Here is a 22,589-nt window from a genome sequence, read left to right as displayed (position 1 = left end):
CCGTCCAATCTCCAAACGTTCAGTTGGATATCAATGATAGGCGGGCACGCCCTCGTTTCCAAACGTTCGGTTGGAGAATTGGTAGGGTGATCGTCCATGGCCTGGGACACCGAAGCGACCCGCACCAAACTCCTCGACGCCGGGGCACGTCAGTTCGCCCGCGCCGGGTTCGCCGGCGCGCGCATGGACGCCATCGGGCGCGACGCCGGGGTCAACAAGGAGCGCGTCTACCGCTACTTCGGCGACAAACAGGGTCTGTTCTCGGCGGTACTCACCCGCGAGCTCACCGACCTGCTGACCGGCATCGACGTCACCGGCACCGGCCCCGAGCGGGTCGGCGAGTTCGCCGGCCGCCTCTACGACCGCTGCCGCCGCCGACCGGAACTGCCGCGCCTGCTCGCATGGGAAAGCCTCGAACTCGACCACGCGGCGTCGCCCGATTCGCGTCGACCGATGTGCACCCGGAACTGGAGCGGCATCCGGTCGGCACTTCCCGACGTCTCCGAAGCCGACGCACAAGGTCTCCTGCTCGCGGTCATCTCGCTGGTGGTGAGTCACTGGACGCTCGGTGCGTTGCGTGATGTCATCCCCGCCGATCCCGATCCGGACCGCCACCGGGCGATGCTGATCACCCAGTGCACGGGCATGGCGACCGCCACCGCGGCCGCCGCGATGGCAGACTCCACAGGGACCACTCCCCGACCTCGGTGAGGAGATCCCATGAGCCCGACCTCGGCCGGCGAACCCGTCATGCTCGAGGTGAACGGCCGCACGGTCCGGCTGTCGAGCCCGGATCGTGTGTACTTCTCCGAGCGAGGCGAGACGAAGCTCGATCTCGCCCGCTACTACCTGTCGGTGGGCGACGGCATCGTTCGCGCCCTGTTCGAGCGTCCCTGCATGCTGCACCGGTTCCCGAAGGGCGTCGACGGAAAGAAGGTGCACCAGAAGCGCATTCCCGCCGGGGCACCCGACTGGGTGCAGACCACGCAGTTGTGGTTCCCACGGTACGGGCGCACCGCCGACGAGTTGAGCGTCACCGAACTCGGCAGTGTCATCTGGGCGGTACAGATGTCGACGGTCGAGTTCCATCCGTGGAACTCGCGCAGCGCCGACCCGGAATCACCCGACGAGTGGCGCATCGATCTCGACCCGATGCCCGACTGCGACTTCGCCCGCATCCGCCGGGTGGCGGGCGTGGTGCACGAGGTCCTCGACGATCTCGGCATCCGCGGGTTCCCGAAGACCTCCGGCGGACGCGGCCTGCACATCTACGTCCGGATCGCGCCGGAGTGGGGTTTCCAGCAGGTGCGCCAGGCCGCGCTCGCCTTCGCCCGGGAGGTCGAGCGACGCGCACCCACCGATGTGACGACCGCCTGGTGGCGCAAGGACCGCGACCCGGCCGCGGTCTTCGTCGACTACAACCAGAACACCCGCGATCACACCATGGCATCCGCGTACTCGGTGCGCGGCAACCCGCGGGGCACCGTGTCGGCGCCGGTGACCTGGGCCGAGATCGACGACATCGAACCCGACGACTTCACCATCGCGACCATGCCCGCTCGCTTCGCCGAGCTCGGTGACCTGCACGCGGAGATCGATGACGTCGCCTTCCGCATCGATGACCTGCTCGACTGGGCCGAGCGCGACAGCGGCGATGAGGCCGGGCATCCATCCGAGGTCGACGACCCGGACGTCATCGACCTCGACTGAGGTCGTCGGCTGCGGTTTCGGCTGCGGGCTTCGGTTGTGGTCACGGCGCCGATCGCGTCGCCGCCACGCGTCCCACGCGGAGAAGTTGCCGACCGAGCGTGATCATCACCGCGCCGGGCACGACGATCCAGACCAGATTCGGCAGTACCGCGACCGTGAGGAATCCGACGATGTCGCCCCGTTCCAGCGACTGCCTGGTCATCTCCAGACCACTGGACGCCTCCACGAGAAAGTAGAGAACCGTTTTCCAGAAGGTGGCGACCGTGACGATCAGCCCGACCACGACGGCGGAGAACCGCCGACGATTCGACAGCACCCAGATCAGCACGAGTACCTCGAGCAGGTTGGCCCAGCTCTGGGCGCTGCCGAACGCGTCGGCGCCCGCGTAGCGGTGATCGAAGGACGAATAGAAGACGTGCCCCGGCCACAGCCACGCCATCGATCCACCCTTGTGCGAGACCGATCCCAGCAGCACATAACACGCGTCGTAGGTCTGGATGACCGCGGTGATGGCGAACCAGATCACCACCCACTGCGGCAGTCGCAGGTCGGCGGCTCGTGTGGTCACACCGGACGGCATCGACTCGGTCATCCGGCCAGCGTAGGCATCAGCGCAGACGATCTGCGGGCCAACAGCCGAGAAACCTGCTGCGCTACAACCCCACTCGCACGCCGATTCCGGCGATCAGCGCTTCCAGACCCCACTCGAATGCCTCGGCCGGCAACGACACGACCTCGTCGCTGAGCGCGTACTGCAGCGGCTGCTCGTCCGGATCGAGCCGGGCGCGGCGTTCCTCGGCGGTGAAGCGATCGCCGCCGCCCACGGGATGACGATGTTGTTCCTCGATCACGAATCCGGTGACGTAGGCGTTGACCGATTGCAGGGCGCGTTGAGCGTCCAGCGGGGTCATCCCGGCGGCGACGAGCACCCGGACCGGTGCTTCCAGACCGCGCAGGGCGGTGTCGTCGACGAGGGTCGTGCCGGCGACCAGTTTTGCCCCGTCCCGGAACGACAGCAGGATCTCGCGTGTCCGGTGACCACCGGCACGCAGAAGTTCCCGCCAGTCGTCGGCCGGCCCGTCGGGCACCGGATCGGCCAGCAGGGTCGCGAGTACCCGGGAGGCCATCTCGTCCTGCAGGTCGGCCATGTCGCGGAAGTGGTAGTACAGCGCCCCCGCCCGCACCCCGAGACGGGCGGCCAGCGCTCGTGCCGTGATCCCGTCCAGACCGGTCTCGGCGAGCTGCTCGAATGCGGCGTCGATGATCGCCGAACGGGTGAGCTGCGCACGTGGCACGGGTCGGCCCCTCTCCCCTTGACTTCTGAACATTGTTCAACAATGCTAGCAGACGTCGTTTTGAACAATGTTCAGGAGAAATCATGAAAGCTGCAGTCGTCTCCGACGTCACCTCACCGCCGCGGTACGCGGACTTCCCGGAGCCGCCGGTCACCGACGACGTCATCGAGGTTCGGATGCTCGCCGCCGGCGTCCACAACCTCGTCCGATCCGTGGCGGCCGGCGCGCACTACTCGTCCGGCGACGACCTACCCTTCGTCGCCGGGGTCGACGGCATCGGCCTGATCGACGGCCGGCGCGTCTACACCGGCGGATGCCCGGACCCGTACGGCACCATCGCCGAGCGCACCATCGTGCCGAACGGATTCGCCGTTCCCATCCCGGACGCACTGACCAGCGAGGTCGCCGCCGCCGTGGTCAACCCCGCGATGTCGTCGTGGATGCCGTTGCGCTCGAGCACCTCGCGACTCGACGGCGGAACCGTCGCGGTCCTCGGCGCCACCGGAACGTCGGGTTGTCTGGCGGTCCGGATCGCGCTGCATCTCGGTGCCGCGCGGGTCATCGCGGCAGGTCGCAATGCCGAGGCCCTCGCCCGGCTGGCGGAGGATCCCCGGGTGGTGACGGTGTCGTTGGCCGACGCCGACGCCGACGAACACCTCGCCGCGAGGTTCGCCGAGGGCATCGACATCGTGCTCGACTACCTGTGGGGGCCGGTCGCCGAGGTGGCGCTCGGCGCACTCCGGGCGCACAGCCTCACCGCGCGCCGGACACCGGTCGACTACGTCCAGATCGGCGCGATGGCGGGACGATCATTGCAGCTCGACGCCGCCATCCTGCGCGCTCGGCCACTGACGATCCGCGGGTCGGGCGGCGGATCCATCGATCCGGCCCTGCTCTTCGGTGAGCTGCCGAAGATCCTCGACGTCGCCGCGAGCGGAGAACTGCCGATCGCGATCCGCACCGCACCGTTACCCGATGTCAGCCGGGCATGGGATGCCGACGCGCCGGGCCGCCTGGTGATCACGATCGGCGACTGAGCACTCAGAGGTCGATATTCGGCGTCGTGGTGCCCAGCCCGGCGAAGTAGTCGTCCGAGTTGACGAAGGCGAGACCGGAAAGACCCTGTCCGGCACTGACGTTCGGCTCGATCGGCTCGATCACGCGCTCCGCGGCCAGCAACTCGGCAACGGTGGCGAACCTGGCCACCTCGGTCAGCTGCGCCCACGTCGGTGGCAGCAGGAAGTGTTTGCCCGCCGACCACGCCTCGAGTGCGTCCCCCGCGCTCGCCCAGCGTGCGATGTCGGCCTCACTGGTGGAGTCGTCGGGTTCCTGCCCCGGCGGCACCGCCGCGAGAAAGAACCGGGTGTCATACCGCCGCTTCTCATTTACCGGTGTGATCCAATGCGCCAGCGGCCGAAGGAGATCCGCGCGCAGGGTCAACCCGCGCAGGCGGAGGAACTCGGCGAAGGACAGGGATTTGTCGACCAGGGCGCCGCGGTCGTCGCGCAGCGTCGCCGGGTCGGGAAAGGTGCCGTCCGCGGTGGAGGCAAGCAGCACACCGCACTCCTCGAAGGTCTCACGCACCGCCGCACACACCAGGGCCTGCGCGAGTTCGGTTGTGGTGGAGAGGATTTCCGACCACCAATCGGCATCCGGTCCGGTCCAGGAGAGATCGGCGTCGCGGTCCCGGGGATCGACGCCACCGCCGGGGAACACCGTCATACCACCGGCAAAGGCCATCTGCTTGACGCGACGTTGCAGGAACACCTCGATGCCGTGATCGCTGTCGCGGACGAGAACGACGGTCGCGGCGTCACGAAGCGGGGCGGGCGTATCTGTCATGGCGGGCCTCCTACCGGTCACCCGAGCGTGTGCTCGGGCTCACCCGATCGACCCTATCGACGCGCGCCCCGGCGCCACCGACTGGGTTAGCCTGCCGAACGACGATGGGAACCCGCCCGGCGGTTGCGCCGAGCGAAGAACCGCCCGTCGACGCGCGACAGACTGATCTGCTGGCGGAAGGCCTTGGTCAGGTTCCGACTCGTGAGCACCTTGTTCAGGAGCCCTTGGGCGACGACCTCCCCCTCCGAGAGGAGCATCGCATGGGTGAATCCGGCGGGGATCTCCTCGACGTGGTGGGTGATCAGCACGATGGCAGGCGAATCGGGGTCGGCCGCCAGGGCGGAGAGTCGCTCCACGAGTTCCTCGCGTCCGCCGAGGTCGAGGCCCGCGGCGGGTTCGTCGAGGAGCAGCAACTCCGGGTCGGTCATCAAGGCCCGCGCGATGAGGACACGTTTGCGCTCCCCCTCCGACAGTGTGCCGAAGGCACGGTCGGCGAGGTGCTCGGCACCCATCGACTCCAGGGATTCCAGTGCCTGCGCACGGTCGACGTCGTCGTATTCCTCCCGCCATCGGCCGATCACCGAGTATCCGGCGGAGATCACCACGTCGGCGACGATCTCGTCGTCGGGGATGCGGTCGGCCAGGGCCGGGCTGGCGACACCGATGCGCGTCGAGAGCTCGCGCACCTCGACCTTGCCGAGCAACTCACCGAGGACGAACGCGACCCCCGACGACGGGAACAGTTCGGCGTTGGCCATGCGCATCAGCGTGGTCTTGCCCGCGCCGTTGGGACCGAGCACCACCCATCGTTCGTCGAGTTCGACCTGCCAGCTGACCGGTCCGACCAGCGTGTTTCCCTCGCGCACGACCGCGACGTCGCGGAAATCGATCATCAGATCGGGGTCGGTGGTCGGCTCTTGCGGCTCACTGGCGTTCACGGTTCCTATCGTGCCCTACCGGGGGCCGCCGTCGCGTGACAAACACCCGGGGAGGATGGCCGGCGAATCCCCCGGCCAAACGTCCACTGCCGCCGAGTAATCGAGAACGGCACGACCGAGGGCGGAATAGTCAGGCGGCACCACGCCTTGGCTACTCATATGAGTGTGCCGCTTTCCATCCTCGATCTCGCCCAGGTGGGCGCCTCCGAAACCGTCGGTGACTCCCTCGCCGCCTCCACCGAGATGGCCATCGGTGCTGAGCAGTGGGGTTACACCCGGATCTGGTACGCCGAGCACCACAACATGGCGAGCATCGCGTCGTCGGCGCCGGCGGTGCTCATCTCGCACATCGCGGCCCGCACCTCGTCGATCCGGCTCGGCTCCGGCGGAGTGATGCTGCCCAACCACTCGCCGTTGACCATCGCCGAGCAGTTCGGAACGCTCGGCGAGCTCTATCCCGGTCGCATCGACCTCGGCCTCGGCCGCGCCCCCGGCGGTGACCAGAAGACCTTCGCGGCACTGCGCCGCGACATCTCCGCGGCCGAGCATTTCCCGTCGGACGTTCTCGAATTGCAGGGCTATCTGACCGGCAGCACCCGGGTGGAGGGCGTGCAGGCCACACCCGGCAATGGCACGAACGTACCGCTCTACATCCTGGGTTCGTCGCTTTTCGGCGCGCAGCTCGCCGCCGCGCTCGGCCTGCCGTATGGTTTCGCCTCCCACTTCGCACCGGCCGCCCTCACCCAGGCCGTCCGGATCTACCGCGAGCAGTTCCGTCCGTCCGAGCAACTGAGCGAACCGTACGTGATCGCCGGGGCCTGTGTGATCGCCGACGACGACGCCGACATCGCCAAAGCCCAACTGCACCAGGCCAAGCGGCAACGCGTTGGTGCCTTGTTCGGTCGCGGCCGCCGCTTCACCGACGACGAGGCCGACGCCATCCTGTCGATGCCGCAGGGCCGCCAGATCGACGAGATGATGACCTACAGCGGAGTCGGCACGCCCGCCGAGGTGCGCGACTACCTGGACTGGTTCGCCGGACATGCCGACGCCGACGAGGTGATCGTCGCGTCCATCGCGCCGGACCGGGAGATCTGGTTGCGGACGCTGGAGCATCTGACGCCGGCGCGCGACCGGTCGGTGGCGTCGGCCTGACGAACGACTCGAAGCGGCCGGCCCCTGCCACAATGGCGGGGTGCAGACAGAACTCCCCGGAATCGGCGTCCTCCAACACGACGACGTGGACGAGTGGTATCGAACCCCTCCGCGGTACGTCGAGATCTTTGGTGCAGACTGCGAATTCACGATCGATGAGTTCGCGGGCGACCAGGCCGACGCCCTCGCCGCATGCATCATCGATTTCTGCGCACTCGATCGATCGGTCCTGACCTCCGCGGCCCCCGCACTGTTCGCGTACTACCGCGACGTCGCGGTGTCCATCGGCGACGAGGAAGGGTTCGGAGACCATCACCGAGGACGAGGTGTGGTCCCATGTCACGTTCAACCTGCGCCCACACGTGGTGTTTCAGGACGAGCACTGGTACGTCATCTGCGAGGACGAATGCGACTGGGAACCCGAACACGGCTTGCAGACGGTCTTCACCGACGGCCGAACCCTCACCCGGATCAGCTCCTACGACGGACACCCGACTCACCGGTCGGCCTACGGTCGCGGATACGAGGTTCCCGAGGGTGCGGTGTACTGGTCGCCGTCGGTGGGGTGAGTCGGCAGGTGGTGCGGCCCGGCCAGGCGCGTTCTCTTCACTGGGTCCGAAACCAGCCGCACCTCCCGCTGGCCGAGTGCGGACGAGCTTGCGAGTCGGTGTATCGAGGCCACCCACCGCAACCCGCGCTGCAAGACAACCCACCGCAACCCGAGGTTAGAACGAAACCAGCTGCACCACAGGAGGTCTCGAGGCTCGTCGCTAGCGCTCCTCACACCTCGACCAGCAGGTGGGGACGGAACCAGCTGCACCACACGAGGTCTCGAGGCTCGTCGCTAGCGCTCCTCACACCTCGACCGGCAGGTGGGGACGGAACCAGCCTTGTCTCACCAGGTCTCGAGGGTCGTCGTTTCGACGGAGCTTAACGCAGGACTGGCACTCCTCACAGCTCGACCGACGGGCGGGGACGAAACCAGCCGCACCTCCCGCTGGCCGAGTGCCGACGAGCTTGCGAGTCGGTGTATCGAGGCCACCCTCCGCGACCCGCGCTGCAAGACAACCCACCACAACCAGTGGCTAGTACGAAACCAGCAGCACCACACGAGGTCTCGAGGCTCGTCGCTAGCGCTCCTCACACCTCGACCCACGGACAGGGACGAAACCGGCCTTGTCTCACCAGGTCTCGAGGCTCGTCGCTAGCGCTCCTCACACCTCGACCAGCGCGCGGGGACGGAACCAGCTGCACCACAGAGGGTCTCGACCGGCGGGTCGGAACACCTCGAGCGGCTTGTGCCTAGCCCTTGTCGATGAGCCGGAAATCGGCGAAGTCGAATCCGGGAACGACGATGCAGCTGACCAATGACGCCTCGTCGCCGGTGCATCGCGCTCGCTGCCAGTGTCGTGGCGGCACCAACACTTGCGGCCGATGACCAGAGCCGATGTCGGCACCGACCGCAACAGTGGTGACATCGTCCGGTTCGTCACCGTCGCCACCCAGGTCGAGTTCGACCGGCGCGCCGCGATGATAGAGCCACATCTCGGCACCGCGCACCGTGTGCCAGTCGGATTGCTGACCGGGCATGAGGAGAAACAGGATCGCGGTTCCGGCCGCGCGATCGGCGTCGTAGCCGGGCAGGACCGCGGCAGGGAGCACCAGATCGCTGCGCCAGGTCTCGGTGAACCAGCCGCCTTCGGGATGCGGGTTCAGCCCCAATCCCTGTGCCCAGTACGGCAATTCGTCGGGTTCGCTCATCGGATCACCTCCGCGATCACCGTCACCGACCCGGGCGCGATCTCGGTGAAACCCGCATCGCGTACCGCGACCGCGGCGCCGGTCGCATCCGCGGCCATCAGTGCCGCCCACCGCGAGGAGTCTGCGGCACACACCGACAGCGGGCAGCCGGCATCACGCCACACCCGGGCCGACGTCTCGTCCATCAACCGCACCGCGAGCATCGACGCATGGCCGACCTGCGCGGCGAGTTTGCCGACGGTCATCTCCAGGTCCGGGTTCACCCACAGGCACACGCCGCCGATGGGTGGTTCGGTCGGTAGCGAGCCCGCCACCTCGGTGCCACCGATCTGCAGTCGCGAGATCCGCTTGTCGACGTCGCCAACCCGACCGGGAACCAGCGCTCTGGCCTCGACGTCACCGACGGTGGCCGTCACACCCCAGACCTCTTGCGCCGCAGCCCATTGCGTACCGCGCGCCCGTCGGGCGATCTTGCGGATGCGGGCGTCGCACCACGCGTCCATCGGCTCTGACCACGGTCCGTCGCCACCGGCACGATCGTCCAGACACAGCAGGGCCACGGCTCGGGCAGCGGCCACCAGCAGGTCCGCACGGTCCGGTGGTGCGGTCTTCTCGATCCGCAGAACCATCTGCATCGCGAGGACGTCGGCCGGATTCTCCGGATCGTCCGCTCCGCCGACGTAGCGGGTCAGGCGCCGGTAGTCGTCGGCGAACGGATTCGACGGCAACCCCGGATCGGTCACTCGAGCGGAACCCGCCGCAGCACGCCGTCGGCGGCGTCGGCGGCCTCGATCTCGTCGCGGGTGACGCCGAGGATGAACAGCACCGCGTCGAGGAACGGATGATTCAGCGCGGCGTCGGCGACCTCGCGCAGCGCCGGCTTCGCGTTGAACGCGATGCCGAGCCCGGCGACGCTGAGCATGTCGATGTCGTTGGCGCCGTCGCCGACGGCGATGGTCTGCTCCATCGGCACCCCGACGTGGTCGGCGAACGACCGCAGGGCCCGGGCCTTTCCGGGGCGGTCGACGATCTCGCCGACGACACGCCCGGTCAGTTTGCCGTCGATCACCTCGAGGGTGTTGGCGCGCACGAAGTCGAGTTCCAGCTCGTGAGCGAGCGCGTCGATGACCTGACGGAATCCGCCGGACACCACACCGCAGTGATAGCCGAGCCGGTGCAGGGTCCGGATGGTGGTGCGCGCACCCGGCGTCAGTTGCAGCGACGCGGCCACCTCGTCGAGCACGGAGGCGTCGAGTCCGGCCAGCGCGGCCACCCGCTGATGCAGCGACTGCGCGAAATCCAACTCACCACGCATCGCGGCCTCGGTCACCGCCGCCACCTCGGCCTCCCGGCCGGCGTGGGCGGCGAGCATCTCGATGACCTCACCCTGGATGAGGGTGGAGTCGACGTCGAAGACGATGAGACGTTTCGCGCGGCGCGCCAGCCCACCGCGCTCGACGGCGATGTCGACCGAATGCTTCGTCGCGACGCGGGCAAGGCCCTTGCGCAGCGCGGTGTCGGCGGCGACGTCGTCGCGGCCGCCGACGCTGATCATCAGTTCCAGTCCGGTCAGCGGATAGTCGGCGACGCCGCGGATGGAGTCGATGTTGCCGCCCTGTCCGGCGAGTTCGGCGGCCACCGCGCTGAACGCGCGTGCGGTGACCGGACTGCCGAGCAGCACGACCGCATGTGTGGACGGCGCATGTCCGTCCGACGGTGCGTTGACCTCGGCACTGACGTCCATCCCGATCGACGACATCGCCTGTTCGACGACATCCTGGACGGCCTCCGGATCGCCGTCGACGGCCACCAGCACACCAAGGGTGAGGCGATCGTGGATCACCACCTGCTCGACGTCGAGCAGCGACACCTGCTGGCCGGCCAGTGCGCCCATGAGCACCGAGGTGACGCCCGGCTTGTCGGGGCCGGTGACGGTGACCAGAAGGGTCGTCTTCACGACCGCACCCGGACCGGGCGATGCCGATCCGGGTGCGGTTGTGGTGTGTGATTCTTTCGAGTCGACCACCGAGTGATTCCTGGTCAGTCGGCCGAGGACTCGTGGTCGCCGACGGTCAACGGATCGCGTCGGGTGTGCTCGGCGGATTCGCTGCTGTGACCCGGTCCGACGTGGGCCTCGGCATGCATCCGCTCGATCATGTGCGGATAGTGCAGTTCGAAGGCCGGACGCTCGGAGCGGATGCGGGGCAGCTCGGTGAAGTTGTGACGCGGTGGCGGGCAGCTGGTGGCCCACTCCAAGGAGTTGCCGAAGCCCCACGGATCATCGACGGTCACGACCTCGCCGTAGCGGTAGCTCTTGAACACGTTCCACAGGAACGGCAGCGTCGACAGTCCGAGGATGAACGCACCGGTCGTCGAGATCATGTTCAGCGTGGTGAACCCGTCCGACGGCAGGTAGTCGGCGTAGCGGCGCGGCATGCCCTCGTTACCCAGCCAGTGCTGCACCAGGAAGGTGGTGTGGAAACCGATGAAGGTCAGCCAGAAGTGCCACTTGCCCAGACCCTCGTCGAGCATGCGTCCGGTCATCTTGGGGAACCAGAAGTAGATGCCGGCGTAGGTCGCGAACACGATGGTGCCGAAGAGCACGTAGTGGAAGTGGGCGACGACGAAGTAGCTGTCGGACAGGTGGAAGTCCAGCGGCGGGCTGGCGAGCAGGACACCGGTCAGACCACCGAAGAGGAACGTCACGATGAAGCCGACGGAGAACAGCATCGGCGTCTCGAACGTCATGTTGCCCTTCCACATCGTGCCTATCCAGTTGAAGAACTTCACACCGGTGGGCACCGCGATCAGGAAGGTCATGAAGGAGAAGAACGGCAGCAGCACGGCGCCGGTGACGTACATGTGGTGCGCCCACACCGCGACCGACAGGGCCGCGATGGCCAGGGTCGCGTAGATCAGGCCGGAATAGCCGAAGATCGGCTTGCGGGCGAACACCGGGTAGATCTCGGACACGATGCCGAAGAACGGCAGCGCGATGACGTACACCTCGGGGTGACCGAAGAACCAGAACAGGTGCTGCCAGAGAATCACACCACCGTTGGCCGGGTCGTAGAGATGGGCGCCGAACTGGCGGTCGACCTCCAGGCCGAGCAGGGCCGCGGTCAGCAGCGGGAAGATCAGCAGGATCAGGATCGTGGTCACCAGGATGTTCCAGGTGAAGATCGGCATCCGGAACATCGTCATACCGGGTGCACGCAGGCAGACCACGGTGGTGACCATGTTGACGCCACCGAGGATGGTGCCCAGACCCGACACACCCAGACCCATGATCCACAGGTCGGCGCCGACGCCGGGCGAGTGGATCGCGTCGGTCAGCGGGGTGTAGGCGGTCCAGCCGAAGTCGGCGGCGCCACCGGGGGTGATGAATCCGCCGATCGCGACGGTCGAGCCGAAGACGAACAGCCAGAAGCCGAAGGCATTGAGTCGCGGGAAGGCGACGTCGGGGGCACCGATCTGCAGCGGCAGAACGAAGTTCGCGAAGCCGATGACGATCGGGGTCGCATACATCAGCAGCATCACGGTGCCGTGCATGGTGAACAGCTGGTTGAACTGCTCGGTGGAGAGGAACTGCATCCCCGGGTGGGCGAGCTCGGCGCGCATCAGCAGCGCCATCAGGCCGCCGATCAGGAAGAACGCGAAGCACGCGACGATGTACATCATGCCGATCAACTTGTGATCGGTCGTGGTGATCAGCTTGTAGATGAACGAACCCTTGGGCTGATATCGCTCCGGGTACGGACGAACTGGTGCCACTTGCGTGGTGGGCTGGTCTACCGCGGTCACAGATCCTCCTCTTGCCCGACCGGTCGGGAAGCGTTTTTCCGTCGGTCGGCACATGAACAAACCGAGCGCTGGTTACCGATCCTAAACCCTTGCACCCACCCTGGCCGAGTGGGTCCTACGATCTGTCGTACTCGATTTTCCGCCGACGCCATCGACGCAGGTCAGACCGCTCGATGCGGGCGACGCGCCGCCTCACCACAGGGTGCCATCGACCCCGGTCCACCGTCCCGCTTGCGACGTCGGCGAAACCCGTCGGCGCCCCTGCTAGGTTGGGCGGGTGCAGCGCGGCGGTGACCACCGGAACGGACGGACTAAGAACACCTCTCGACTCCGAGGGATGATGGCGATCTCGACGATCGGTGTGGCCGCGGCCCTGGCGGTGAGCGGGTGCTCCGAGGACCAGTCGACGCTGACGACCCCCGACGGCAAGACCATCTCCACCTCGACGACCCGCATCGCCGAGGTCAACGTGGTCTCCGCCGACCGCGACTACGCCCGGACCTGCCTGGCGCCGACGGTCGCCGACGCCCCGCAGGCCGACGTCTCGCGCATCGTGGTCACCGATCCGGCCCTGCTCGACGACATCTGCGCCCTCGGACTCGGCCCGAAGGTGACCGCGGTGACCGCGGCGCCGGGCAGCGTGCCCGAGTATCTCGGCCCGCAACTGACGTCGGTGCCGACCATCGGTGCCGAACCCGATGCGGCCGCGGTGCAGACCGCGGCACCCGACATCGTCCTGACCACGCCGTCGACCGCGGCGTCCGCCGGCGCCTTCGGCACGACGAAAACGGTCACCATCGCCACCGACGACGACTGGCAGGAACGTTTCACCGCGGTCGCCGCCGCGCTGGGCCGCTCCGGCGAGGGCACTCGGTTGCTGCAGGAGTTCGACACCGAGGCACAGAAGACCGGCCGTCGGATGGATGCCGCCCACAATCAGGTGTCCCTGGTCCGGTTCACCAAGGATGCGGAGATCCTGGCCGGCACCGGCAGCTTCGCGGGTCAGATCCTGACCCAGATCGGCGTCCAGCGACCCGCCGCGCAACGCGGGCCGGAGGACGTCACCGTCACCGATCAGAACTTCACCGACGCCGACGCCGACCTCATCTATGTGTCCTTCGAGGGTGAGGACGGGCAGGCGCACGGCGAGGAGGTCCTGCTCTCGGATCGCTGGCTCGACATGGGGGCACCGACGTGGAAGCGGGTGCTGTCGGTGAACGACGAGATCTGGTACGGCGGTGGCGGATTGGCCTCGGCGTGGTTGGTGCTCAACGACGTCAAGGAATCCCTCAATGCCAACTCCTGATCTCAGCGTGGCGGCCCGGACCCTGGCCGCCCTGCACCGGCCCGGCGATCCCGTCGTGCTGCCGACCGTCTGGGACGCGTGGTCGGCGCCCTGGCCGTCGACGCCGGGTTCGCCGCACTCACGTTGGGCAGTCACCCGGTGGCCGACTCCATCGGCCGCTCCGACAACGAGGGCATGACCTTTGCCGAGTTGTGCACCCGGGTCGCCCAGGTCGCCGAGGCCGTCGACGTACCTCTGTCGGTCGACATCGAGTCCGGATACGGCGAGTCGGCGGCCACCCTCATCGGCGGTCTCCTCGACGCCGGAGCGGTCGGTCTCAACATCGAGGACACCGTGCACTCCGAGGGCGGGAGGCTCCGCGAACCCGCCGAACACGCCGAGGTCGTCGCCGCACTGCGCGAGGCGGCCGACGCCGCGGGCGTGCCCATCGTGATCAATGCGCGGACCGACGTGCTGCTGCGTCGGATCGGCGACGACGCCGACCGCGTCGACCGCGCGATCGACCGGCTGCGCCGCTGCGCCGACGCGGGTGCGACGTGCCTCTACCCGGTCGGCCGGCATGCCGACGACGTGCACCGCCGGCTGACCTCGGAGTTGCCGCTCCCGGTCAACGCCATCGGGTTGCCCGCCGAGGACTCCCTGACCCATTTCGCGGACCTCGGTGTCGGCCGGATCAGCTTCGGCCCCTTCTGGCAGGCCGACCTCGCGGCCCGCTCGACGGCACTGCTGGCCCGCTGGCACTGAACGCGGGCTCTCCCGACCGCGAGCTCACCACACATGCGCATCCGGCCATGGTTTGACCCCGACCGGGTGAAACCGTCGACGTCGGCAGAGGTCGACGAGCATCGTGGACAGATGACTGTCACCGATGAATACCTGGCGAACAACGCCGCCTACGCCGCCACCTTCTCCGGCCCGCTGCCGCTGCCGCCGAGTCGTCACGTCGCGGTGGTCGCCTGCATGGATGCGCGCCTGGACGTCTACCGCATCCTCGGCCTCAAAGACGGTGAGGCACACGTCATCCGCAATGCGGGCGGCGTCGTCACCGACGACGAGATCCGATCACTGGCCATCAGCCAGCGACTGCTCGGCACCACCGAGATCATCCTCATCCACCACACCGACTGCGGCATGCTGACCTTCACCGACGACGATTTCAAACGCGAGATCCAGAACGAGATCGGGCAGAAGCCGCAGTGGGCCGCCGAGGCATTCGGCGACGTCGACGAGGACGTGCGTCAGTCACTCACCCGGATCCGCAACAGCCCGTTCATCACCAAGACCAGCTCACTGCGCGGCTTCGTCTTCGACGTGGCCACCGGAAAACTCAACGAGGTCACCGATTGATCGTCTCTGACTGATCGTCTCCGCCTGATCATCTCCGACTGATCGTCACCACCGGGCTCACGGCCAGCCGGGCGCCGACGGAATCGACCCGTCGGCGACCGCGGTGGCCAACTGCGCGTGGTCGCGTTCGGTCTGATCGGCGTAGGCGTTGGCGAATCGCACCACCGATTCCTCGGCCTTGCGTGATGTCCCCAGATAGTCGGCGATCGCGCGGGCATCCCCGCTGCGCGCGTGCGCACGGGCCAGCACGTGTCCGCAGGCCGTCGCGAACTGCTCGATGACGCCGGCCACTCGCGGTCCGTCGGGGATGACCTTGCCGTCGCGGAACTGGCGCACGTAGAAGTCCCAGTCGGCGATCCGGGTCCAGCCCAGGAACATGTCGGAGGCACTCTGGATCAGTCGCTGGCCGTTGACGACTCGTTGACCGTGGTTGTCGTAACTGCTCGGCGACAGGAACGGTTCGTACACCGAGGCGGCGGCCTGTTCGATCTGGAAGAACATCGGGTCGCCGGTCTCGTGTTCCTCGGCCAGATTGAGGAACACCCGCATCCCGACGCTGCCGACGCCGACGACCTGCTGCACCGCGTCGACCAGATCGAAGCGACGCAGCAGCGCGGCGATGTTCTCCGGGACCGTCGCATAGTAGGCGCGGATCACGTCGTTGAGCACGTCGCGGTAACCACTGAGTGCGTGAATCCGGTACGGCGGGTCCTCCACGATCTGCCGACGGCCATCCACCTGATGGGTCAGCTTCTTGCTCGCTCCCCGCGCCGTGCGTTTCTGCGCCCGCTTCTCCAGATACGAATCGAGCCGGGCTCCGTTGGCCGGTGACGCCACATACCCGACGAGGTCGTCGACGGAGATCTTCTCCGCCCACACGTCCAGGATCGGCCACCCGGCGTACGTCCGAATCCATTTGCGGTAGCCCTGGAATCCGGCGCGGACCGCGCCGGTGGCGGTGACGGCGTCGACGTTGTTCTCGCGGGCGAGGACCACCAGGCTCGCCAGGAATCGCAGGAGGTCCCATTCGAACGGTCCGGGAAGCGTCTCGTCGAAGTCACGCAGGTCGAAGGCCAGGGTCCGCTCGGGGGTGTTCCACAGCCCGAAATTCAGGACGTGGGCGTCACCGCAGAGTTGCACCGTGATCCCCGTGTTCGGACGCGACGCCAGGTCCGCGGCCATCACCGCGGCGGCCCCGCGATAGTAGGTCCACGGCGATGCCGACATGCGTCCGTGGCGGATCGGCAACAGCACCTGATCCCGAATGGTGTTCTGCGCCAAGATGGTGGCGAGCGCATCGTGTCCACGCCGATCCGGATCCCAGTCACCCAACGCACTGCGTGGCACGACCTTGCGGGCGGCCTTACCGATCGACCGGTCGGCGGTCGAGTAGATCGTGGGGCCGGTCGCGAGCATCTCGCTCTGCGTCGGCGGCTGCGGCAGTGACGGGGTGGCCATGACTGACCAGTCTGCTCCACGATGACCCATCAGGTCACCCGATCGTGCCGGTGAGTCGTGTCGGTGGCGCCCACTACCCTGGACGGCATGGCAACCACGATCCCCGAGGGCTACGACGACCTGCTCGACCGTCCGATTGTCGGTGTGCTCGCCACCGTCGGACCCGATGGCGTACCCAATGCGACCCCGATGTGGTTCGCCTGGCAGGACGGGCAGCTGCGGTTCACCCACACCAAGGCCCGCAAGAAGATCGCCAACCTGCAGCAGAATCCGAACTATTCGTTCGTCATCACCGATCCCGACAATCCGTATCGGTACCTCGAGGTGCGGGGCACCCTCGAATCGGTCACCGACGATCCGACCGGATCGTTCTACGTCGTGCTCGGCAAGCGCTACGGCAACGCCGATCAGGCTCCGCCCCCGGACGCCGCCGATCGCGTCATCCTCGCGTTGAACGCCACCTATTTCGGAAAGAAGTAGCGCCGCGGCCACCTCATCGACCGACACCGCACCCACCGTGGTCGCCGCACCGGCCCCCAAACCGGCCGCCGCGCTGCATGTCCTGTGGCGTCCCGGCGTCGGCCTCTCGGTCTGGGACGAGACCGACGGGAACGACACCGAAGCCGCCGGGTCACCGTATCCGGAACCGTTGCGATCATTGCTGTCCGGCAAACGATTTCGCCGGCAGGTCGGAGTGATTGACGAGTCGGGCAGGCGTCGCTTCGTCGCGACGATGACGCTCGGGGTGGCGTCGGCGGTGTCGTTCCTGGACGCGACGCGCTCGGTGGCGGTCGCCGGCGACATCGCGTGGTACCGCCACCTTCTCGACGGGGTGAGACGCTTCGTCGATGCCCGCGTCGTGGCACCCACCGTCGCCGAGGTGGCGGGCGAGTCGGTGTTCGTCTGGCGCCCGGTGGCCACACCGCAGTGGCGTGCGTGGTCGGCGGTGATCACCGGCGGCGCACCGGCGGCGCTGCTGGACAACGGCGGCACCGAGGCGCTGATGGACTTTGCGGCCGAACTCGTCGATCACGAGTGCCGTGCCCGGATCACCGCGTCGGCGACCCGCCTCGGCGCGGCCGATCCGGCCACCCCGCTGATCGCGGCCCTCGTCGACTCCGCGGTTCCGGCGTCGGCCACCCGCCCGACCGCTATGTCGGCGTGGACGCAGTGGACGGCGAGCGCTCCCGCCGGCGATTCGACGGTGCTCTTCCGTCTGCACGAACCCGACGATCCGGATCATCCGCAGGACCTCGACGACGAACTGTTCACCGCCGGTTCGGTTCCCGGCGACCCGCACCGGCTCCGGTGGCGTCTGCAGGTCTGCCGACGCTCCGACGACGGTCACATCGATCCGGTGGTCCCGCATCGCCTGGACGCAACCGAACTCGACGAGATCACCACCGAACTCGCCACCGCGGTGCGCGCATTCCCGGATCTGGGTCGCGCCGACCCCGACCGCACCTCGCTGGACTTCCTGCTCACCGGCGATCTCGCGGAAGCGCTGTTCACCAGCGGCGCACAGGCATTGGCTGAGGCAGGCCTCCCGGTCCTGCTCCCCCGCACCATCGCCGAGGTGCGGCCCACCCTCGGGGTGCGGGCGGCCCCGGTGACCGGCGGTGGCGCCCCGGCCCGCATGGTGGGCCTGCGCGAGATCCGTGAGTTCGAGTGGCGACTCGCCCTGGGTGACGGCCCGGACGCCATCACGCTCAGCGACGCCGATCTCGACGAATTGTCGCGTCAGAAGGGCGATCTGGTGCGCATCCGCGGGGTGTGGGTACGCGCCGAGGGCGCCGCGCTGACCCGCGCGGCCGCCTTCATCGCGGCGCAACGCGCGCTGCGGACGTCCGGGCACACACCCGACATGGGTGAGCTGCTCGACATGGTCGCGCACGACACCGACCGCGTGCCGGTACCGGTGACCTCGGTGCAGGGACTGGCCTGGCTCGATGCCATCGCCGAGACGGGCACGATGGCCCCGGTCCCGGTGGCGGCCCCGGCGTCGCTGCACGCGGTGTTGCGGCCCTATCAGCACCGCGGCCTGGAGTGGCTGGCGTACCTGTCCGGCCAGGGCATCGGTGGCGTCCTCGCCGACGACATGGGCCTGGGCAAGACGCTGCAGATCATCGCGCTGCTGTGTCACGAGTACGACGCACGCGACGATGGTGGAGACGAAAGCGACAGCGCGCCCTCGCTGATCGTGTGTCCGATGTCGGTGGTCGGCAACTGGGTCCACGAGTTGGAACGGTTCGCACCGGATCTGCGGGTGACCGTCCATCACGGCGCCGGACGATCCAAGGGTGCCGCGTTCACCGCGGTCCATTCCGGCATCGACGTGGTGCTGACGACGTTCGCCCTCGCCGCCCGCGATCGCGATCTACTGTCCGCGCATCGGTGGCGGCACGTCATCGTCGACGAGGCGCAACACGTGAAGAACGTCCGGACGGCCGCAGCCCGCGCACTGCGCGCCATCCCCGCCGCTCACCGCATCGCCCTGACCGGAACCCCGGTGGAGAACCGCCTCGAGGACCTGCGTGCGGTGATCGACCTGGTCAATCCCGGGCTGCTGGGCTCGGCCTCGGCGTTTCGCAACCGCTTCGCCGAACCCATTGAGCGGGATCGGGATCCGGCCGCCGTCCGTCGGCTGGCCACCCTCACCCGCCCGTTCATCCTGCGGCGGGAGAAGACCGATCCGGCCGTCGTCTCCGATCTGCCGGAGAAGAACGAGCTCACCGTGCGGGCCAACCTCACCGTCGAGCAGGCCGCCCTCTACCGCGCGGTGATCGACGATCTGATGGCCGCCCTGGCCGACAAGCAGCAGCGCGCGCTGCGGCGCCGCACGGTCCTCGCCGCACTGACCCGGCTCAAACAGATCTGCAATCATCCGGCGCATTACCTCGGTGACGGATCGGCGATACTGCGCCGCGGCCACCATCGGTCGGGCAAGCTCGAACTCCTCTCCGACATCGTCACCACCCTGGTCGCCGAAGGTGATCAGGGGTTGCTGTTCACCCAGTTCGCCGTGTTCGGCGAACTGGTCTCGTCGTGGCTGACCGAGGTGCTGGGCACCGAGATCCCGTTGCTGCACGGTGGTCTGCCACGCGGCGAGCGTGACCTGCTGGTCGAGCGGTTCCAGCGCGGTGACGGCTCCGCGCGGCCGCCGATTCTGGTGGCCACGCTCAAGGCCGGCGGCACCGGACTCAACCTGACCGCCGCCAATCACGTTGTGCACGTGGATCGGTGGTGGAATCCGGCCGTGGAGGACCAGGCCACCGATCGTGCCTACCGGATCGGTCAGACCCAGCGGGTGCACGTGCGGCGCTTCGTCTGCGTGGGCACCCTCGAGGAACGCGTCGACGACCTCATCGCCAAGAAACGCGAGTTGTCCCGGCTGACGGTGTCGACGGGCGAGAACTGGATGGGTGACCTCGGCGACGACGAACTGTTCGAACTGTTCCGGCTCCGCGACGAGGCGGTGAGCGAATGAGTGCGCGGCGTGGCACCACCCCGGTCCGCGGTTATGCGTTGACGCCGTGGTCCCGGGCCCTGGTCGACGTCGTCGAGGGCCGACCGGGTGGGCAGGTCACCTCCGAGATCGTCGAGAACCGCAAGATCACGAAGGCGCGCAGCTACTTTCGCGATCGGAATGCGCATCGGGTGTCCATCGGTGATGGAATGGTGACCGCGGTCGTCGAGGGCAGTCAACTCGACCCCTTCGAGGTGTTCCTCGAGGTTCGCACCGTCGACGCCACCACGGTGGTCTCGCTGCTGGCCGCGGCCGGCGGCATCACCGACGTGATGTATCTGGCCCGTGGCGAGCAACCCGACACGCTCGGAGAGTTGTTGCTGCCCACCGAAAGTGCCGACATCGTCGGTGACTGCACGTGCCCGGACTCCTCGGGTCGCTGCATCCACGTACTGACGGTGACCTATGAGATCGCGGCCGAGATCGACCGCACCCCGCTGACACTGCTCACGCTGATGGGAACATCGTTACCCGAACTGCTCGCGGCCATCGAGGACGTGTCCGGAGAACCGTCCGGGCTCCCCGACAATCCGCTCGTGTGGACCGAATCGCGTTCTGCACCACCGACCGTCGACTTCTACGGCACCGGCGCGACCGCTCCCCCGCTGCCGTCACCGCCGCGGATGAATCCGATGACCGACCTCGACACCGCGGCGTTGCGGGCGGCCCTGCGGGCATCCGGGGTGGCGCCGGGTGACATCGCCGAGGCGGTCGATGAGCTCGGTGACCTGTACGACCGGCTCGTCGAGGAGTGAAGGACCGTCAAGGGGCCGCTACCCTCGCTCATTCATTGCGCTCGTGCAGAACAACCTCCACCCGGCTGGGCTCGAAGGCGGCGACAATTCGCCGGCGTCGTCGCCCGTAGCCACCCGATGAACCCATGTGGACGACGTACTGGCGAGCGCGATCCGGTAGGTCGGGAAACCACCGCGGGTCGGCGGCAGGGTGCGCATGCCACGTCGGTACCCACGCCTGGGTCTCGAGGCCGAGGAGTTGGCGCTTCTTCTGGGTGCGAGCATCTCCCGACCCGACCCACTTCGTATGCATGGCCACATGCGCACGCGTGATGTCGGACAACGGGATTCGCCACCCCGCGTCCGTGCCGCGTGCAGGCTTCTCGACACATCCGGCTCGCGTGGTGGCGTCGACGGCGATCACCATCAGCGTTCGGCGACGCAGTATCCACCACACGAGCAGTGCGATGACCACGAACATCACGATCACGACCACCACACCCGTCGTACTGCCGCCTGACGCGAGAGTCCCGGCCAGGGTGGTCACCACGATGACAAGGGCCGTGCCGATGAAGATGACCTGCATGATCATCGAGGTCCGGAACCGGGTCACGGTCAACCCCGGCTTCGGCGCTGCTGACCGCCCGGGAGCCGCCATCGACGTCCTTCGGTTGTGCCCCGCTAGAAGTCCCAGTCCTCGTCTTCGGTGTTGACGGCCTTGCCGATGACGTAACTCGAACCGGACCCGGAGAAGAAGTCGTGATTCTCGTCGGCGTTGGGTGACAGGGCCGACAGGATCGCCGGGTTCACGTCGGTCTCGTCCTTCGGGAACATCGCCTCGTAGCCGAGGTTCATCAGCGCCTTGTTCGCGTTGTAGCGCAGGAACTTCTTGACGTCCTCGGTGAGACCGACCTCGTCGTAGAGCGCCTCGGTGTAATCGGATTCGTTGTCGTAGAGCTCGAAGAGCAACTCGAAGGTGTAGTCCTTGAGTTCCTGGCGACGCTGCGCGCTCTGCGTCTCCAGACCACGCTGATACTTGTAGCCGATGTAGTAGCCGTGCACCGCCTCGTCGCGGATGATCAGCCGGATCAGGTCAGCGGTGTTGGTGAGCTTGGCGCGCGACGACCAGTACATCGGCAGATAGAAACCGGAGTAGAAGAGGAACGACTCCAGCAGCGTCGAGGCCACCTTGCGCTTGAGCGGATCCTCGCCGCGGTAGTAGTCCATGACGATCTGCGCCTTGCGCTGCAGCTGGTCATTCTCCTCCGACCAGCGGAAGGCCTCGTCGATCTCCTTGGTCGAGCACAGGGTGGAGAAGATCGAACTGTAGCTCTTGGCGTGCACCGACTCCATGAACGCGATGTTGGTGAGCACCGCCTCTTCATGCGGCGTCGTCGCATCCGGGATGAGCGAGACCGCACCGACGGTGCCCTGGATGGTGTCGAGCAGCGTCAGACCGGTGAACACCCGCATGGTGAGCTGCTTTTCGTACTCCGTCAGCGTGTTCCACGACGGGATGTCGTTGGACACCGGAACCTTCTCCGGCAGCCAGAAGTTTCCGGTCAGGCGATCCCAGACCTCGGCGTCCTTCTCATCGGGGACGCGGTTCCAGTTGATCGCCGAGACCCGGCTGACCAGCTTGATGGGGGCGCCGTCGGCGGGGCTGTGAGAGGTGGCCGTCATCTGTTCCTCGGGGTCGATGGGTGGATTCGG

21 protein-coding genes and 2 pseudogenes are annotated in these 22,589 nt (G+C 67.5%); 12 read left to right on the top strand and 11 right to left on the bottom strand.

All coding sequences use genetic code 11. The annotated features are described in order from the left end of the window. Nucleotides 1–96 precede the first annotated feature (96 nt). Nucleotides 97–711 (top strand): TetR/AcrR family transcriptional regulator, encoded by a 615-nt coding sequence (locus ABLE94_RS14610; protein ID WP_348807527.1) that lies wholly within the window; start codon nucleotides 97–99, stop codon nucleotides 709–711. Nucleotides 712–720: 9 nt separating this feature from the next. Further along, complete coding sequence (ligD, locus tag ABLE94_RS14605) at nucleotides 721–1,710, top strand: non-homologous end-joining DNA ligase (RefSeq protein ID WP_348809097.1); 990 nt, start codon at nucleotides 721–723, stop codon at nucleotides 1,708–1,710. Between the two features lie 40 nt (nucleotides 1,711–1,750). Here the strand turns inward: ligD and ABLE94_RS14600 are convergent, their stop codons facing one another. Together ABLE94_RS14600 and ABLE94_RS14595 are read right to left on the bottom strand one after the other, a co-directional pair. After that, on the bottom strand, nucleotides 1,751–2,302 hold the full coding sequence (locus tag ABLE94_RS14600) for a hypothetical protein (RefSeq protein ID WP_348807529.1): 552 nt from the start codon (nucleotides 2,300–2,302) through the stop codon (nucleotides 1,751–1,753). Nucleotides 2,303–2,363: 61 nt separating this feature from the next. Beyond that, the gene (locus ABLE94_RS14595) at nucleotides 2,364–3,005 is read right to left on the bottom strand and encodes a TetR/AcrR family transcriptional regulator C-terminal domain-containing protein (protein WP_348809096.1); all 642 of its coding nucleotides are present in this window, start codon (nucleotides 3,003–3,005) and stop codon (nucleotides 2,364–2,366) included. Between the two features lie 83 nt (nucleotides 3,006–3,088). Between ABLE94_RS14595 and ABLE94_RS14590 the strand changes: the two genes are divergently transcribed. Further along, entirely contained in the window at nucleotides 3,089–4,042 is a 954-nt protein-coding gene (locus ABLE94_RS14590; RefSeq protein ID WP_348809095.1) for a zinc-binding alcohol dehydrogenase family protein, read from the top strand. Nucleotides 4,043–4,046: 4 nt separating this feature from the next. Here ABLE94_RS14590 and ABLE94_RS14585 read toward each other — a convergent pair whose 3' ends face one another. Together ABLE94_RS14585 and ABLE94_RS14580 are read right to left on the bottom strand one after the other, a co-directional pair. Next, nucleotides 4,047–4,847: an NUDIX hydrolase gene (locus ABLE94_RS14585; RefSeq protein WP_348809094.1), complete on the bottom strand. Its 801-nt coding sequence runs from the start codon at nucleotides 4,845–4,847 to the stop codon at nucleotides 4,047–4,049. Nucleotides 4,848–4,933: 86 nt separating this feature from the next. Continuing rightward, nucleotides 4,934–5,740 (bottom strand): ABC transporter ATP-binding protein, encoded by an 807-nt coding sequence (locus ABLE94_RS14580; RefSeq protein WP_348807556.1) that lies wholly within the window; start codon nucleotides 5,738–5,740, stop codon nucleotides 4,934–4,936. 204 nt (nucleotides 5,741–5,944) lie between these two features. Here ABLE94_RS14580 and ABLE94_RS14575 point away from each other — a divergent pair, with 204 nt between their 5' ends. The 3 genes and pseudogenes from ABLE94_RS14575 (at nucleotide 5,945) to ABLE94_RS14570 (ending at nucleotide 7,509) form a co-directional block, all read left to right on the top strand. Then, nucleotides 5,945–6,940: an LLM class flavin-dependent oxidoreductase gene (locus ABLE94_RS14575; RefSeq protein WP_348807534.1), complete on the top strand. Its 996-nt coding sequence runs from the start codon at nucleotides 5,945–5,947 to the stop codon at nucleotides 6,938–6,940. A 40-nt stretch (nucleotides 6,941–6,980) separates the two neighbouring features. Continuing rightward, nucleotides 6,981–7,220: pseudogene (locus tag ABLE94_RS26450) on the top strand (DUF6985 domain-containing protein); the annotation flags it as partial. 46 nt (nucleotides 7,221–7,266) lie between these two features. After that, the gene (locus tag ABLE94_RS14570; RefSeq protein WP_348807535.1) at nucleotides 7,267–7,509 is read left to right on the top strand and encodes a DUF6985 domain-containing protein; all 243 of its coding nucleotides are present in this window, start codon (nucleotides 7,267–7,269) and stop codon (nucleotides 7,507–7,509) included. A 733-nt stretch (nucleotides 7,510–8,242) separates the two neighbouring features. Here ABLE94_RS14570 and ABLE94_RS14565 read toward each other — a convergent pair. From ABLE94_RS14565 to ctaD, 4 genes are all read right to left on the bottom strand, one after another. Beyond that, nucleotides 8,243–8,701 (bottom strand): cupin domain-containing protein, encoded by a 459-nt coding sequence (locus ABLE94_RS14565; protein WP_348807536.1) that lies wholly within the window; start codon nucleotides 8,699–8,701, stop codon nucleotides 8,243–8,245. Continuing rightward, complete coding sequence (locus ABLE94_RS14560) at nucleotides 8,698–9,444, bottom strand: peptidyl-tRNA hydrolase (protein WP_348807537.1); 747 nt, start codon at nucleotides 9,442–9,444, stop codon at nucleotides 8,698–8,700. The genes ABLE94_RS14565 and ABLE94_RS14560 overlap by 4 nt, the downstream gene beginning before the upstream one ends. Beyond that, the gene (gene serB, locus ABLE94_RS14555; RefSeq protein WP_348807538.1) at nucleotides 9,441–10,658 is read right to left on the bottom strand and encodes a phosphoserine phosphatase SerB; all 1,218 of its coding nucleotides are present in this window, start codon (nucleotides 10,656–10,658) and stop codon (nucleotides 9,441–9,443) included. The genes ABLE94_RS14560 and serB overlap by 4 nt, the downstream gene beginning before the upstream one ends. Nucleotides 10,659–10,741: 83 nt before the next feature. Beyond that, a complete protein-coding gene (ctaD, locus tag ABLE94_RS14550; protein WP_348807539.1) occupies nucleotides 10,742–12,505 on the bottom strand; it encodes an aa3-type cytochrome oxidase subunit I in 1,764 nt (587 codons plus the stop codon). A gap of 337 nt (nucleotides 12,506–12,842) precedes the next feature. On the opposite strand from ctaD, the gene ABLE94_RS14545 reads away from it, so the two are divergent. The 3 genes and pseudogenes from ABLE94_RS14545 (at nucleotide 12,843) to ABLE94_RS14535 (ending at nucleotide 15,158) form a co-directional block, all read left to right on the top strand. Then, nucleotides 12,843–13,811 (top strand): ABC transporter substrate-binding protein, encoded by a 969-nt coding sequence (locus tag ABLE94_RS14545; protein WP_348807540.1) that lies wholly within the window; start codon nucleotides 12,843–12,845, stop codon nucleotides 13,809–13,811. Then, nucleotides 13,798–14,555: pseudogene (locus ABLE94_RS14540) on the top strand (isocitrate lyase/PEP mutase family protein). The gene ABLE94_RS14545 and the pseudogene ABLE94_RS14540 overlap by 14 nt, the downstream one beginning before the upstream one ends. A gap of 111 nt (nucleotides 14,556–14,666) precedes the next feature. Beyond that, complete coding sequence (locus ABLE94_RS14535) at nucleotides 14,667–15,158, top strand: beta-class carbonic anhydrase (RefSeq protein WP_348807541.1); 492 nt, start codon at nucleotides 14,667–14,669, stop codon at nucleotides 15,156–15,158. A 57-nt stretch (nucleotides 15,159–15,215) separates the two neighbouring features. On the opposite strand, the gene ABLE94_RS14530 is transcribed toward ABLE94_RS14535, so the two are convergent. Next, entirely contained in the window at nucleotides 15,216–16,616 is a 1,401-nt protein-coding gene (locus ABLE94_RS14530) for a DUF2252 domain-containing protein (protein WP_348809093.1), read from the bottom strand. An 87-nt stretch (nucleotides 16,617–16,703) separates the two neighbouring features. Here ABLE94_RS14530 and ABLE94_RS14525 point away from each other — a divergent pair, with 87 nt between their 5' ends. From ABLE94_RS14525 to ABLE94_RS14515, 3 genes are read left to right on the top strand one after another with little or no spacing between them, the layout of a single operon-like run. Beyond that, nucleotides 16,704–17,096: a PPOX class F420-dependent oxidoreductase gene (locus ABLE94_RS14525; protein ID WP_348807543.1), complete on the top strand. Its 393-nt coding sequence runs from the start codon at nucleotides 16,704–16,706 to the stop codon at nucleotides 17,094–17,096. A gap of 37 nt (nucleotides 17,097–17,133) precedes the next feature. Then, the gene (locus tag ABLE94_RS14520) at nucleotides 17,134–20,103 is read left to right on the top strand and encodes a DEAD/DEAH box helicase (protein ID WP_348809092.1); all 2,970 of its coding nucleotides are present in this window, start codon (nucleotides 17,134–17,136) and stop codon (nucleotides 20,101–20,103) included. Continuing rightward, a complete protein-coding gene (locus ABLE94_RS14515) occupies nucleotides 20,100–20,897 on the top strand; it encodes a hypothetical protein (protein ID WP_348807545.1) in 798 nt (265 codons plus the stop codon). The genes ABLE94_RS14520 and ABLE94_RS14515 overlap by 4 nt, the downstream gene beginning before the upstream one ends. 28 nt (nucleotides 20,898–20,925) lie before the next feature. Here the strand turns inward: ABLE94_RS14515 and ABLE94_RS14510 are convergent, their stop codons facing one another. Both ABLE94_RS14510 and nrdF read right to left on the bottom strand, forming a co-directional pair. Beyond that, complete coding sequence (locus tag ABLE94_RS14510; protein WP_348809091.1) at nucleotides 20,926–21,489, bottom strand: hypothetical protein; 564 nt, start codon at nucleotides 21,487–21,489, stop codon at nucleotides 20,926–20,928. Nucleotides 21,490–21,557: 68 nt separating this feature from the next. Further along, nucleotides 21,558–22,559, bottom strand: a complete 1,002-nt coding sequence (nrdF, locus tag ABLE94_RS14505) for a class 1b ribonucleoside-diphosphate reductase subunit beta (RefSeq protein WP_348807547.1) — start codon at nucleotides 22,557–22,559, stop codon at nucleotides 21,558–21,560. Nucleotides 22,560–22,589 lie beyond the last annotated feature (30 nt).

The sequence above is a fragment of the Gordonia sp. VNK1 genome, from assembly GCF_040049135.1.
In the GTDB taxonomy this organism is placed as follows: domain Bacteria; phylum Actinomycetota; class Actinomycetes; order Mycobacteriales; family Mycobacteriaceae; genus Gordonia; species Gordonia oleivorans.
The sequence above is the reverse complement of the archived record's forward strand: the minus strand, read 5'-3'. Positions and strand labels throughout refer to the sequence as shown.

Coding starts and splice junctions, on each gene's coding strand:
- ABLE94_RS14575 (WP_348807534.1), top strand. CDS start 5,945: ATGAGTGTGCCGCTTTCCATCCTCGATCTCGCCCAGGTGGGCGCCTCC.
- ABLE94_RS14525 (WP_348807543.1), top strand. CDS start 16,704: ATGGCAACCACGATCCCCGAGGGCTACGACGACCTGCTCGACCGTCCG.
- nrdF (WP_348807547.1), bottom strand. CDS start 22,559: ATGACGGCCACCTCTCACAGCCCCGCCGACGGCGCCCCCATCAAGCTG.
- ABLE94_RS14545 (WP_348807540.1), top strand. CDS start 12,843: ATGATGGCGATCTCGACGATCGGTGTGGCCGCGGCCCTGGCGGTGAGC.
- ABLE94_RS14530 (WP_348809093.1), bottom strand. CDS start 16,616: ATGGCCACCCCGTCACTGCCGCAGCCGCCGACGCAGAGCGAGATGCTC.
- ABLE94_RS14580 (WP_348807556.1), bottom strand. CDS start 5,740: ATGATCGATTTCCGCGACGTCGCGGTCGTGCGCGAGGGAAACACGCTG.
- ABLE94_RS14565 (WP_348807536.1), bottom strand. CDS start 8,701: ATGAGCGAACCCGACGAATTGCCGTACTGGGCACAGGGATTGGGGCTG.
- ABLE94_RS14590 (WP_348809095.1), top strand. CDS start 3,089: ATGAAAGCTGCAGTCGTCTCCGACGTCACCTCACCGCCGCGGTACGCG.
- ABLE94_RS14515 (WP_348807545.1), top strand. CDS start 20,100: ATGAGTGCGCGGCGTGGCACCACCCCGGTCCGCGGTTATGCGTTGACG.
- ABLE94_RS14600 (WP_348807529.1), bottom strand. CDS start 2,302: ATGACCGAGTCGATGCCGTCCGGTGTGACCACACGAGCCGCCGACCTG.
- ABLE94_RS14535 (WP_348807541.1), top strand. CDS start 14,667: ATGACTGTCACCGATGAATACCTGGCGAACAACGCCGCCTACGCCGCC.
- ABLE94_RS14610 (WP_348807527.1), top strand. CDS start 97: ATGGCCTGGGACACCGAAGCGACCCGCACCAAACTCCTCGACGCCGGG.
- ligD (WP_348809097.1), top strand. CDS start 721: ATGAGCCCGACCTCGGCCGGCGAACCCGTCATGCTCGAGGTGAACGGC.
- ABLE94_RS14585 (WP_348809094.1), bottom strand. CDS start 4,847: ATGACAGATACGCCCGCCCCGCTTCGTGACGCCGCGACCGTCGTTCTC.